Consider the following 14,140-nt stretch of genomic DNA (forward strand, 5'->3'; position numbering starts at 1 on the left):
CAATTAGATAAATTATGACCGAAGAGTTAGAACTAATTTATGATGAACTGAAGTCATCGAATGCAAAATCAATAGATCACTTAGAAAATGAATTGGTGAAAGTAAGAGCAGGTAAAGCAACGCCTTCTATGCTTTCTGGAGTATTGGTAGATTATTACGGTTCTCCAACTCCTATTCATCAAGTGGGTAACGTGAACTCAATGGATGCTCGAACTTTAACTGTTCAGGCCTTTGAGAAAAACATGTTGAACGAGATTGCAAAAGGAATTATGAATGCAAATTTGGGATTGAATCCTCAAAATAATGGGGAGCAATTGATTATTCAAATACCACTTTTGACAGAAGAGCGCAGACGCGATTTGGTGAAAAAAGCAAGAGCAGAAGCTGAACACGCGAAAGTGGGGATTAGAAATAATCGCAAAGATGCTATCGACATGGTGAAAAGCTTGAAAGCAGACGGTCTTTCGGAAGACATGACCAAAGATGCTGAGACTGAGATTCAAAATCTAACCAATGGATTTATCAAAAAGATAGACGAATTAGTTGATTTGAAAGAAAAAGATATTATGACTATCTAAGATGCGTTTCATTCTCATTATTTCATCGTTTTTTCTCCTTTTTTCTTGTGCAAAACAACGAATGGTTAATCGCCTTGAAGGAAGATGGAAATACACAAAAATATTATTGAATAATGGTGAATATGTAAATCACACTGAAGTTTATGAATTTACAGGGGGAGATAAAGATGAAGAGTCTGGTCTCCCTTTTGTTATTTATGGGCAAGACACTACTCATGGAACCTACAAAGTGACCAAGAAGAATGTTATTCAAATAAAGGATGATTTCACTCAAAAAGAAATTGATTGGCTGGTAGAAGACAGGGATGATAATTCCTTGGTTTTTCGCATTGAACAAGGAGTTGTGTTTTTGGATAAAGAGTGATTATTTTTTTGCTTGAAGCGCCTATTATCACTGGTTGAATAGATACATGTCTATGCGTATTTTTTACTAGGAATTTAATAAATCTACACCAGAAACCTCCACCAATCCCAATCCTCCAGTATAATACAAATATCCTCGGATTTCAGTCATGCCAATTTCACGTAAGACTGTCATATAGCCCAGAACCTGTTCTTCGTGTTTTTGGCTTTTTTCTCCTGTTTTGAAATCAATAACAATGGCTTGTTTTTCGGAAACAATTAATTTGTCAGGGCGTAATCTTGTTTTTACATCAAAAATCAATGTTCGTTCATTCAAATGTTTTCCATTTTCGAAGAGGTTTATTAAGTGTTTGTCATTGAATGCTTCTTCAAGTAATTGCTTTAATATTCCTTCAAATTCTTGTTCAATTTGCCCTTTCAAAAGCCCTGTCATCAAAGCGTAAAATGCTGTTTCCTTGGAGTCTGATTTTTCCATGATGAAATGAAATTGCTTTCCAATTCGTTGTGCAGTGGTTAAACTATCCGTTTCTTGTTCCTTAGTAGATTGAATGCTAATTTCAGGAAACCATAAAAAGTTTTGGATTGATTCTGGACTAAAATCAGTCGTTTGTTTCTTTGACTGGTGTTTGATTTCTGGAGCTTCACCAAATTTCACGTGAATTTCAGTTTCTTGAACTGCTTCGGGGAATAATTTGGAGAAAACACCTTCAAAATTTCTGAAAAAACTATTTTTTGATCCATTGATATTGATTCCGTACAAACGATCTTGCGGACGAGTGAATGCAACATACAGTAAATTGATTGCATCCATGGTTTTCGCATCATTTTCTTTTTCCGCTTCTACTTTAATTTCTGGGATGACTGCTTCAAATTGACTCATTTTCGTTTCAACGACATACTCATTGATTTCCATCAAGTAAGTATCAAAATTTCCGCCACCGCTGAAAAAATTAAAGGATGGAATCATTACAACGGGAAATTCTAATCCTTTTGATTTATGAGCAGTCATGATTTGAATAGCCTGTTCATTTTCAGTTAATTGAACGCTAAATTTTTCTTCGTTTTTCTCGTAGTAATGAATGAATTCCATCAAATCTGGACCATTCGACATATCAAATTGATAGGCTAAATCCAGTAATTGTTGCAAATAATTGTTTTCAATTGGATCGACATCGATAAGCTTCATGAAATCAACCAATAAGGAATAGATGTTTTGAAAACTGGCATCTAAGAAATTGGCATCTAATTTACTCTGGTCAAAGAAAAGTTGTTCCGAAAAGTAAACCTTTGATGAGTTATTATCTAGTGTTTTGAAACAGCTATCGTAAGTGGCAAAATTGTTTTCGTTCTTAAAATGATCAAAGTAGAAGTAAGCAAACTGCATCGCTCGCTGGGAATCAAAACGGTTGACTTTCCACTTGCAATAGGTGAGAGTCAATTGAACAAATAAATCGCTATTTACCAATAAGGAATCCGAAGAAACGATTTGATAGCCTTTTGATTTTAGAAAGTTCGCATATTGATTACAATCTTTTTTTCTTCGTCCAAGAATACAAATATCGGAAGGTTTATATCCATCTGAAATGCATTGCTGAATCCAAGTAAGCAATTGGCTATTGGTATACTCAATGGTGTCTAAATCTTTTCGTTTGTTAAGAATGAGTTCTACATATCCGTTTTTTTTTCCTTTCGGATTTTGGTTCAATTGATTGTAAAATTCTTGTCCATTCTCTGGCATAAAGTGCAATAACTCTTGAAAGAATTGATTGTTGAATGCAACGATTTTTTCTGCTGATCTCCAATTATCATCGAGTCCCTTAACGATTCCCATTTCTTGAAAAAAGAGTGAGCGTTGGTGAATGGATGGCTCGTTTTCTGGATTGAAGATTGCTGGCAATGCAACAAATTGTTCGGCTACTCCATTTTTAAATCGGTAAATGGATTGTTTGGGATCGCCAACAATGAAATTAAAGTAGTTGCTACCCAGTGAATTATGGATCAAAGGAACAATGTTGAGCCATTGCAAGCGCGAAGTATCTTGAAATTCATCTAAGAAAAAATGATTGAATCGAGAACCTAATCGCTCGTAAATGAATGGTGCATCCTCGTTCTGAACCAATTCAGCAACCAATTTATTGAATTCACTTACCCGAATAATCGATTCTTTGTTTCGAATATCATCCATGCTCAAAGCCAACTCTTTCAGGATTGCGAGTAAATGAAACTGTTGAATTTTAAAATCCAATTCGATCCAAAAAGGACTTTTTTTACTAATAAATTGAAGGAAGTCCAGATAAGCGGGTGCAAATTGTGTTTCTTTTCCTTCTTCAATGGTTTTTAAGATATTTGCCTCATTTGCCTCTGTTCGTTTACTTTCTTTCAAAAAGAAGATTAAGTCAGAATTTAGTTTTAGGTTAAAAATAATGGCTTTGAAAGTGGTCGTTTTTCCAGCAAAAGCATCGGCACTTACTCCAGTTTCCAACAGCAAACGATTCAAGGAATTCAAGCGAATCATTAATTCGTCTTTTTCAGCTTTGAATTGGGTTTTCCAAAGGTCTAGTTGTTCTTTCTTAAAGTTTGTTTTAGTAAGTGTTTTGATGATTTGAAAATAGCCTTCATTGGTCAGTACGATTGCTTTGGAAAGAAGAATTTTCTTTAAATTCCAATCGTTTTCATCCTCCAAATTGGATTTAGCAAAATTGAGTGCTAATTGATACAGTTTCGTTTGGTTTTTAGAATCGATGTTGTTTAAGAGTTCATCAATTGCCTTTTCAAGAACCAAACTATCATCTAGGGAAATTTCAAAATTATCAGGTAAATCGAGGTCTTTGGAAAATGAACGAATTAATTTTAGGTTGAATTTATCAATGGTCATCACATTGAAATCTTCATACTGGTGTAAAATTTTACTAAGTACAATTTGTGCTTTCTTTTGAATTGACTCAGGACTTGCTCCTACGAATTGGGCAGTTTCGATTAAGTAATCTCGACTTTCTTCTTTCCCATGCGCCAGTTTGTTCAAATCACTCATAATCCGTGATTTCATTTCAATACTTGCTTTGTTGGTGAAAGTCATAGCCATTATTTGGCCAATTTCTGCTCTATCGAACTCTTCGGTTAAAAGTAAACGCAAATAGTTGCGTACTAAGTTGTAGGTTTTCCCACTTCCTGCTGAGGCATTTACTATCAATAATGGTTTACTCACATCCGAATTCATACAGCTTACTCAATAATACGTCGAATTTACCTAAAATTCCGTTGGTGATTTCTAGTATTTTAGGAATTCTCTTCGCATTGTTTTAAATTTGGTAAAACAACTGAATGAAACATTTTCTAATTCCTGCGTTGCTTGTTTGCACTGGATTTTTCTCTTGCTCTAAGAAAAAAGTGGAAGAGCCTATCGATTTACCAGTGATTAATCAAAGTAGGATTTCATTAAAACCAATGTTTGGAACCGAAAATCTGCAGTTAGATTCTGTTTACACGATGAGTAATGGTTTCAAAATTGAATTTGTTGAGTTGAAAGCTTATTTTTCAGATATTCAGTCAAATGGGAGTGTAATGAAAGATGCAGCTCTATTCAATTTTAGGGAAACAGGTAATCTTGTTTTTCAAGCCAATCAAGTTGTCTCGAACCCATCATCTATTCAATTCGGAATTGGAGTTCCAAGTGCCATTAACCACAATGATCCAAGTCTTTTTCCGTCTTCTAATCCTCTGAATATTGCTAGTGCGAATGACATGCACTGGGATTGGAATCCGGGCTATATCTTTTTCAAAGTAGAAGCAAAAGTGGATACACTAGTGGATGGGATAACGAATTGCGATCTTAATTTGACTTATCATGTTGGAACCGATTCGTATTATACAGCTAAAACAATTTCAAATCTCACGTGGTCAGCAATAAATTCAAATTTAAAAGAAGCTTGGTTAAAACTTGATTTGAAAAATTTCTTTGAGAATTCAGGAAACACCATTGATGTGAAAACAGAGACATCAACTCATAGCGCACAATCACAAGGTGCTTTAACCGAAAAGGCGAGACAAAACTTCGCAGCATCTATTAGCGCATTATGAATCGATTTTTGATTGGAATATTGTCTTTAATACTTTTGTTTTTAGCCTGTACGAAGGAAAAGGTGGGATATGAACCTACTCCGTATGTGCTAAAAATACCGAGTCACTTTCCTCAAATGAATATTCCTTCAGATAATCCAATGACGGAAGAAGGAGTTTTGTTAGGGAGAATGTTATTCTACGAAAAGCAATTATCACTAAATAATACCATTTCATGTGGCTCTTGCCATGCACCCGATGCTTCATTTTCAGATGTGAATCAATTTTCCCAAGGAGTAAACGGAACAATGGGAACCCGAAATTCGATGGCACTCATTAATTTGGGATGGCAAACAAGCTTTTTTTGGGATGGAAGAGCTCAAACATTGGAACAACAAATTTTAGAGCCAGTTCCGAATCCCGTAGAAATGCATTTGCAATGGAAAGAAGCAATTGTGCGTTTAAAATCGAATGTTGGTTACCGCAATCAGTTTTACAAAGCCTTTGGAGTAGTGGAATTTGATTCTACCCATGTTGCAAAAGCGTTGGCTCAGTTTCTTCGAACGATGATTTCGGGGCAATCAAAATACGATGTGATGTACAAATTTGCCAATAATATTCCACTCAATTCTTCTGAATTAGCGATAAAAAACGCGGTTACTTCTGACGAATGGGCAGGATTCGATTTATTTAAAAGCTTGAATGGAGCAGATTGTTTTCATTGCCACAATGGAGCACTTATGCAGGTACAGAAATTTTCCAACAATGGATTAGATGCTGCGTTTTCCGATTTGGGACGAGGAGCAATTACGAATAATCCGAATGACAATGGGAAATTTAAGGTTCCTACCTTGCGTAATATTGAACTTTCAGGACCTTTTATGCATGATGGGCGATTTGCCACATTGGATGATGTAATTGAGCATTATTCAACTGGAATACAACATTCTGCAACGATAGATCCACTCATAGAATTTGCTAGTCAAGGCGGGGTTCAATTGGATCCTGAACAACGTAATCAGTTGAAAGCCTTTTTATTAACGTTAACAGATCAACATTTTGTAACTAATCCTGATTTTAAACCGTTAAACCCTTAACGATGTAAGTCTAATTGTTAGTACATTTGTACAAGTGATATGGAAGAAATGGTAGACGAAAGAAGATTAACGACCGAGGAGAAAGCCTTGAAAATTAATCTAACAAGTGACATTTATGGTTGTTTCGCAGAAATTGGTGCGGGACAAGAGGTTGCAGCTAACTTTTTTAAAGCAGGCGGTAGCTCTGGAACCATTGCATATACCCAATCGGCTTATGACATGAAAGTGTCAGATGCAATGTATGGCGCAGCTTCTCGGTATGTGTGTGAGCAACGTTTGGTTACAATGCTTACAACGGAATACAATACTTTGTGTGAGCGTCTTCCTAAAAAACAGGAAGTAGCACGTTTTTTTGCTTTTTGTAATACGGTTGAATCTTTAAATTACCACAAAACAAACCAAGGACATGGTTGGGTTGGGCTACGTTATCAGCTAGTGCAAGGTGGTGAATTCAATGATATCATTTTGCACGTAAAAATGCATGATAATTCTCATAAAGCACAACAAGAAGCTTTAGGGATTTTAGGTGTGAATTTAATCCATGCAGCTTATTTTTCAACAGATGATTTGGAAGAATTCCTAACGAACTTGGTTCACCGGATTCCAAGAGATCGTGTTGAAGTAGATATGTTGCGCGTTTCTGGTCCAGATTTAGGATTGGTTGACAACCGCATAATCGCCTTGAATTTGGTGAAAAGAGGAATGACAGATGCTACGATGTTTGATTTGTCAGGAACAGTACTTCAGCCAGCAGCAGCACTTTATAAAAAGAATATACTTTTGATGCGTGGTCGATTCAGACCAGTAACGAAAGTGCATTTAGACATGATTGCCCACGGAACAGAACAGTTCTTAAAAGAAGAGGGGGTTCGGGAAGATAATTTGTCGGTGATTTTTGAGTTGACATTGAAAGATTTAACGGCCGATGGTAAAATTTCGGATAAAGATTTCATTGATCGCGCTGAATTATTGGAATCTTTAGGATATACTGTAATGATTTCAAATTACTTGAAACATTACAAAATGTTGGATTATTTAGCTACAATTGCTCGCGGACAAAAAATGGGAGTAATTGCTGGAATTTATAACCTACATACCATTTTTGATGAGCGTTATTACGATAATTTGCCTGGCGGATTGTTGGAAGCTTTTGGTATCGGATTTGGTCACAACGTAAAAATGTACGTTTATCCCGCAATCAATGTGGATACAGGCGAATTATACACATTAGATGAATTGGCCATTCCAAAACATTTAAATGGATTGGTTCAATTTTTAAAAGATAACAACAAATTAGCAGCAATTTCAGAATTCGATATGGATTCATTGAAGATTTTATCTGACGATGTGCTTTCTAAAATTCGATCTGGAGTTACGAGTTGGGAACAAGATGTTCCCGAAAATGTAGTCAAGGCGATTAAGCATTTTGAACTTTTCGGCTATGAAAAGAAGAAAGATAGTGTTGTGAACGTTTAATCTTTGTTTTTTGAAATTCCGTTATTTTCGAATAAAGCGAAAAATTATTGGGCCATAAATCTAATGTGTTTCACTATTAATTGATTACATTGTATCGTCAAATTGATATACATGCCTATAATTCTTTTTGCAAAGAAAGTTTTTGAAAAAACAAGAATGAACCAATTAATAACCATTTTGATTATTATTGCTTCAACTTCTGTTTGTGGTCAAAATAAGGCATTCGACCATCGTGTTTTCGATCAAGAAATTGATACCTTACAAAACGAGTTAATCATTGATATCTCAAAAGCAAATTTGAGAATTCGGAAACTTGACAGTACTTATAAACAGTTGAGAAATCCAGAAATTAGCTACCTACTTGCTCTGAAAAAGATCAAGTTTCACGGAGCTTATGGTGATTTAGCGCGGGTGAAATTTGAAATCAATAAAGCAAAGCGATTTCTTTTTTTCTTCAAGGCCAAGGCACAAGATAAACTATACCTTGATTTATATACTTTAGTTTACGAGAATGCGAATAAAGACTATTCGAAGTTAATTCGTAAGGTGAATATTCTGATTGATAAATCTGACCCCATAGATCGTTATTTTTTAATGCAATGTCATTTAGTTCTTGCGAGTAGTTACAATGAACTGGGTGATTTCGATCACGCTATTCAAGAAATAGAATCTTCCAAAAAAATAGCTGGTCAATTAAACAATGAAGCATTTGAGTATAATGTTTCTAATTCAGCAGGACAAATCTATTTCTTTAAAAATTCGATCAAGAACGCATTGGTGGAGTTTGAAGCTGCAAAAAAAATGGCTCAGAAAAACAAGTGGAAATACTTGGAGCAATATTCGAATTCGTGTATTGGTGAAGTTTATTTGTATTCAGGACAATTGGATATAGCAAAGAGTTATTTTGATCTCGTCTTAAAGAATGAAGAAAAGACAGAATTAAGAGATTTATACCAGCTTTATGGATGCTTGGAGTACTATTATGAATTGAAGAACAATTCAGATTCTTCGTATTATTATTCGATTAAAAGAAACGAGACAGACGATTTATTAGAGGATCTTCGAAATGAGAACCTTGTATTTGAATTAGAAAAAGATTTCCAGTTGGAATCACAAAAGTATTTGCTCGATGAAGAAAAAAATAAGAATCAACAACTTCGATTTATTCTTGTACTAATCTTAATTTGTATTGTTATAATCATTAGTGTATCGTATTTGTTTATTCGTCAGAAAAGTGACTCAAATAGACTGTTATATCAACAAAAAGCTGAAATTGATCAAAAAAACAAAGAGATTTCAAATTCATTATCAATCAAAGAAAGCCTCTTGAAGGAAATTCATCATCGGGTCAAGAATAACTTACAAGTTGTTTCCAGTATTTTGAATTTACAGGCAAGAAATGTAAAAGATCCCGAAGCATTACGAATTATTGAAGAAGGGAAAGAGCGTATTCGGGCCATCGCACTGATTCACAATCAACTGCATTTGAACGATGATTCTGCATATGTTGAAATGGGAAGCTATTTGAACAAATTAATCAATCAAATGGGGGAATCATTTTCAAGTTACAACAAGAAAATTGTCGTAAAAGTGAATGTAGAGGAAATCAATTTAGCCATTGATTATGCGGTTCCTGTAGGATTAATCTTGTGTGAATTGCTTTCAAATTCGTATAAACATGCGTTTAAAAATCGCGAAGAGGGTACTATTGAAATTGAGTTAAAGAATAATCCAGAAAAAAGTTTGCAGTATGAACTTCAATTCAAAGATAATGGAGTTGGGTATTCTGGAAAAACAGCATTCTTAGAACAATCATCAACAGGAGTTGAAATCATAGGTGCATTTATCCAACAATTAGACGCAAATTATTCTTACATAAATCAAGAAGATGGTTTTGGAATGTTCATCCAGTTTACAATTGCTGATCGACATTCTAAAGACAATTAATTAATTTTCTCTACCTTAGATTCAAAGAAAAATTATGCCGCATATTAAGAATGCCTTGTTGAGATTTCGAATCATTGATCGCGCTTTGCGAAATAGTTATAGTCCATATCCTACAAAAGCGAAATTACGTGAGGCTTGTGAAGAAGCACTATTTGGCAGTATGGATGGCGCTAATATTTGCGATTCAACTATTGAAAAGGATATGTTTGCCATGAAGATGGAACACGATGCGCCAATCAAATATTCCAAAAGACACAATGGGTATTACTATAGCGATCCAGATTTTTCTTTGGATGAAATCCCACTGAATGAATCTGATATTGAAGCAATCCGCTTTGCAGCAAATACATTGAGTCAGTTTAAGGACGTTGGAATGTTTAAGCAATTTGGTTTCGCGATTGATAAAATTGTAGATCGTGTAAATATTTCGAATGATATCAATGACAAGTCGATAGAGCGTTTTGTAGAATTTGAAACTCCAGTTTCTTCGAGAGGAAGTGAGTTTTTGAATCCAATCTTAAATTCGATTAAAGCGGGAAAAGTGGTTTACTTTGATTACGAAAGTTTTCAAACCCAAAAACGGAAAGCACGAAAAGTGCTTCCTCTTTTATTGAAAGAATACAGGAATCGCTGGTATTTACTATGCTATGATATTGTGAAAGAAGGTATTATTACATATGCTTTGGATCGAATTTTTGATTTACAAGAATCAGAAGAGATTTTTCAATCACCTATTTCATTTAATCCAGATCAGTTTTTTGAACATGCAATTGGAATCACTGCAAGCAATGGGAAACCTGAAACAGTTGTTTTTAAAGCAGATAATATTGCCGCAAAATATATCGAATCACAACCTTTTCATGCTTCTCAAAGAATCGTCAAAGAAGGAAAGAATAAGACAACTTTTGAGATGACCGTTTTTATCTCAGAAGAATTAATCCGCAGTATTTTGAGTTACGGAGGAGAAGTAGTCGTAGCAGAACCTGAATTACTGAGAACACACATCATTGATAGGATTAAATTGATGGTAGAAAATTACCAATAAGTTATTTTTTAATCAGGATTTCAGAATTAGTTTTGGATTTCAGAATAAAAAGTCCTTCCTGCTGATCCCTGAAATAAATTTCTGAATATCCGTTGTGTTTTATGATAGTCAAATTATCAGAAATGTCCTGACCAATTGAATTGAAAACAATCAAATTTTCAATTTCGGATTGATCCCCGAAAACTCTTACACGATCTGCTATTGGATTCGGGAATACGCGTATTTCATTCCTTTCGACTTCCAATTCATAATTAAAAGAAACAGACTTTAAAAATGTTTTTGTGCCGTCTATATCATATTGATTGAGTCTGTAATAACTGATTCCCTCGAGAGGTGCTAAATCAGTCTCTTGATAGATTGTTGGTGAATTAATTTCCCCCGTAGCTTGTATTAGTAAAAGTCTGTTCCAATCAATCCCGTTTTTTGAGCGTTCAATTTCAAAATAATCACTATTATACTCAGATTCCGTTTCCCATTCCAAAATGGCACTTTCTCCATTCTTTATGACTGAAAAATCAATGAATTCTACTGGAAGTGCATTACCAGGGGTATAGCGAATGGTTCCGTTGAGACTTCTATTCGCTGAAATGGTATTGAACGGATAAGCAATCCCGATTCCACCCATAATCGCGATGTCTCCGTTTGAGGAAACGGTCGAATAACCAGCATTCGTGGTGGTGAACACTCCGGTAGAGAGAATTGGATTGGATGCAGTGATGTAGAATCCGTAGGTTTCACCTAATGGAATGACCACATTAACCGGAATTGTTAAAGGTGTTGCCAAATCCAACCCGATACTTACAATGGAACCAGCAGATCCGATAAATGTCCAGTTTCCTGGACTGTTTTCTGATCCTACATACGTTCCAGCCTTGTAATAAACTTCATAGTCTCCGATAGAAAGAGGTGGCAGATTTACATCAAAGCAGTAAATGGTAATTGTATTTGTGGCAGAGATGTCAAACATGACTCCATTGTCTAGAGCATTGCTTGCATAGGGTGCTACTAAATTTGATCCAAGACCTGTACATTGTGCAAAAGTGTTTGAACCAATTAATAGATAGCATGTGAATGAGAGAATAGTGGATTTCAACATGATCTAAATAAATAATGGTTAATTGCAAGTTAGTAAAATTAGATTGATGTTTTTGAATTTTAATACATTAAAATTTAATTTTAACAATTAAACACTTGATATATCAATCAATTACCCCTGGTTCGCGCTGTTTAGAGGGATTGGATCCGTAAGAAGGAAGGTTGGTTGAAAAAGAAATAGAATTCTTTGGAATGTTTGACTAAAAGGGAATAATTGCCTTTTCGGAGACTTATTCCTTCACGAGGATTTGAGCTAAAGTTTTAGATTTCAGTATAAAAACGCCCTTTTGCTGATTGCTGAAATCGATCACGGTGTAACCTGAATGGGCAGTGATTTTTAGTTGGGAAGTAATGTCTTGTCCGATTTGATTCAAAACGACCAATTCCGCCAGTTCAACAGATTCTCCAGATACACTTACAAAATTTGTTGTTGGGTTTGGGAACAGATGAAGTTTGTTTAATTCTATTAGCGGTTGTTGATTCCAGGAAATCGTCTTCAGCAGGTAGCTTTTTCCATCCAGATCCGTTTGGGTTAATCGATAATAACTTGTTCCTTTCAGCGGATTGGCATCTACTTCCTGATAAGATGTAGGCGAACTGCTTTCACTAATTGCTTTTGTGGTGAAAAGCTTTTGCCAATGAGTTCCGTTTGTTGAGCGTTCAATCTCAAAATAGTTGTTACTTTTTTCGGATTCGGTTTCCCATGCCAATAAAACCGATTGATTTATTGCGGTTGCAGTAAAGTCCTTAAACTCTACAGGAAGCACATTCCCCGGAGCATAATGCACCGTTCCGTTAAAGCTTCTATTGGCAAAATTGGTACTGAACGGATAGGCTTTTCCAATTCCTCCTGCAATGCTGATATTCGGATCGGAAGCGATGGTGGTATACCCGGCATTGTTGGTATAACGGATGGCGGCTGTCTGCGCAACATCACTGGCGGTAATATAGAAGCCATAGGTTTGACCTGCCGGAATAACGATATTAATTGGGATATCCATTGGAGATGGTATGTCAAAACCAACACATGGTATAGAAGGATTGGAACCGATTAATGTCCAGGCTGCTGCATTGCTTTCAGATCCGACATAACTTCCAACTTTGTAGTAAATTTCATAACTCCCGTTGGAGCCAAGAATCAGGTTGAGATCAAAACAAAGAATAGTTACGGTATTCGTTGCTACGATGTTGAACATTTCGCCTTTATTGGAATTGTTACTCACATATGATGTTGCTAAGCTCGTGCCGGACAAAGTGCACTGGGCAATTGCTCTTTGATTAATAATGATAACAGAGCATAGAATTGTGAGAATAGTGAAAATAGTGAACCTGAACATAAGTATATTATAACGTGGGCAAATTTAGTTGAATTTTAAGAATAATAGCTGATTTTGAAAGTCTTATTCAAATTTCAACGTAGATTCGAACAACCAGGAAGAATTATCTTGACAAGGAGTACTGGGAATTGTTTTATCCATAGTTACTGGCGAATTGATCGGGCTGCGGCTGATCTTAAACCATTCTTTACATCTCCGGAGACTGTGCTTTTCCCTCTTTACTTTCGCACTAACGATTGTCATGATTCGGTCTTCAAAAGTTGCACTTTTCCCAAATCACTTTCGCACTAACGTTTGTCATGATTCGGTCTTCAAAAGTTGCACTTTTTCTTATCTTAGCTAAAAAAATAAAGAATGACATTGATTCAAGAATTCAAGAATGGAGTTTGTACACTTACATTGAGTAGACCACAGGTTTTTAATAGTTTCAATAAAGAAATGGCTTTTGCTTTGCAGAATGCTTTAGACGAATGTGAAAAAGATGATTCTGTTCGCGCAATTGTTATTAAAGGAGAAGGAAAAGCATTTTGTGCAGGACAAGATTTAGCAGAAGCTACGGATCCCAATGGGCCAGAAATGCAATCGATAGTAAAAGATCATTACAATCCGATTATAGAACGAATCCGAAGTATAGAAAAGCCAATTATTGCTGGAGTAAATGGTGTTGCTGCAGGTGCAGGAGCAAATATTGCTTTGGCTTGTGATTTAACGATAGCAAAAGAATCTGCATCCTTTATTCAGGCATTTTCAAAAATTGGATTAATTCCAGATTCTGGAGGAACTTTCTTCTTGCCTCGTTTAGTTGGAACACAAAAAGCATTGGCTTTGATGATGACTGGAGAGAAAGTTTCAGCAAAAGATGCCGTTGCAATGAATATGATTTATAAAGCAGTTTCAGATGATTCTTTTGAAGAAGAATTGACAAAATTGGCTGAAAATATGGCTTCTATGCCAACCTATGGTTTAGGTTTGACCAAAAGAGCAATGAATGTAAGCTTCACAAATAATCTAACACAACAATTGGCTTTGGAAGAGCAATTACAAACTTTAGCAGGAAATTCAGCAGATTTCACAGAGGGAGTAAATGCGTTTATGGAGAAAAGAAGCCCAGTTTTTAAGGGGAAATAATTTTAAGAAGTGAAGAAT

At 35.5% G+C, this 14,140-nt stretch carries 11 protein-coding genes; 8 read left to right on the forward strand and 3 right to left on the reverse strand.

Going from position 1 to position 14,140, the window contains the following annotated elements:
• Window positions 1-14: 14 nt before the first annotated feature.
• On the forward strand, window positions 15-578 hold the full coding sequence (frr, locus tag FLUTA_RS12425; protein ID WP_013687234.1) for a ribosome recycling factor: 564 nt from the start codon (window positions 15-17) through the stop codon (window positions 576-578).
• Window position 579: 1 nt separating this feature from the next.
• Window positions 580-942 (forward strand): hypothetical protein, encoded by a 363-nt coding sequence (locus tag FLUTA_RS12430; RefSeq protein ID WP_043023803.1) that lies wholly within the window; start codon window positions 580-582, stop codon window positions 940-942.
• Between the two features lie 66 nt (window positions 943-1,008).
• On the opposite strand, the gene FLUTA_RS12435 is transcribed toward FLUTA_RS12430, so the two are convergent.
• Complete coding sequence (locus tag FLUTA_RS12435) at window positions 1,009-4,146, reverse strand: UvrD-helicase domain-containing protein (RefSeq protein WP_169312084.1); 3,138 nt, start codon at window positions 4,144-4,146, stop codon at window positions 1,009-1,011.
• A gap of 116 nt (window positions 4,147-4,262) precedes the next feature.
• Here FLUTA_RS12435 and FLUTA_RS12440 point away from each other — a divergent pair, with 116 nt between their 5' ends.
• From FLUTA_RS12440 to FLUTA_RS12460, 5 genes are all read left to right on the forward strand, one after another.
• A complete protein-coding gene (locus tag FLUTA_RS12440; protein ID WP_013687237.1) occupies window positions 4,263-5,018 on the forward strand; it encodes an MbnP family protein in 756 nt (251 codons plus the stop codon).
• Complete coding sequence (locus tag FLUTA_RS12445) at window positions 5,015-6,094, forward strand: cytochrome-c peroxidase (protein WP_013687238.1); 1,080 nt, start codon at window positions 5,015-5,017, stop codon at window positions 6,092-6,094. Before FLUTA_RS12440 ends, FLUTA_RS12445 begins: the two co-directional genes overlap by 4 nt.
• Before the next feature lie 48 nt (window positions 6,095-6,142).
• On the forward strand, window positions 6,143-7,570 hold the full coding sequence (locus FLUTA_RS12450) for a hypothetical protein (RefSeq protein ID WP_043024296.1): 1,428 nt from the start codon (window positions 6,143-6,145) through the stop codon (window positions 7,568-7,570).
• A gap of 156 nt (window positions 7,571-7,726) precedes the next feature.
• Window positions 7,727-9,517: a sensor histidine kinase gene (locus FLUTA_RS12455; protein ID WP_013687240.1), complete on the forward strand. Its 1,791-nt coding sequence runs from the start codon at window positions 7,727-7,729 to the stop codon at window positions 9,515-9,517.
• A gap of 34 nt (window positions 9,518-9,551) precedes the next feature.
• Window positions 9,552-10,562 (forward strand): helix-turn-helix transcriptional regulator, encoded by a 1,011-nt coding sequence (locus tag FLUTA_RS12460; protein ID WP_013687241.1) that lies wholly within the window; start codon window positions 9,552-9,554, stop codon window positions 10,560-10,562.
• A 1-nt stretch (window position 10,563) separates the two neighbouring features.
• Here the strand turns inward: FLUTA_RS12460 and FLUTA_RS12465 are convergent, their stop codons facing one another.
• Both FLUTA_RS12465 and FLUTA_RS20825 read right to left on the reverse strand, forming a co-directional pair.
• A complete protein-coding gene (locus FLUTA_RS12465; RefSeq protein ID WP_013687242.1) occupies window positions 10,564-11,658 on the reverse strand; it encodes a hypothetical protein in 1,095 nt (364 codons plus the stop codon).
• Between the two features lie 229 nt (window positions 11,659-11,887).
• Window positions 11,888-12,853: a hypothetical protein gene (locus FLUTA_RS20825; RefSeq protein ID WP_245545445.1), complete on the reverse strand. Its 966-nt coding sequence runs from the start codon at window positions 12,851-12,853 to the stop codon at window positions 11,888-11,890.
• A 495-nt stretch (window positions 12,854-13,348) separates the two neighbouring features.
• Here FLUTA_RS20825 and FLUTA_RS12475 point away from each other — a divergent pair, with 495 nt between their 5' ends.
• Window positions 13,349-14,122: an enoyl-CoA hydratase-related protein gene (locus FLUTA_RS12475; protein WP_013687244.1), complete on the forward strand. Its 774-nt coding sequence runs from the start codon at window positions 13,349-13,351 to the stop codon at window positions 14,120-14,122.
• Window positions 14,123-14,140: the final 18 nt, after the last annotated feature.

Origin of the sequence: Fluviicola taffensis DSM 16823, from assembly GCF_000194605.1 — a bacterium.
GTDB classification, from domain to species: Bacteria; Bacteroidota; Bacteroidia; order Flavobacteriales_D; family Crocinitomicaceae; genus Fluviicola; species Fluviicola taffensis.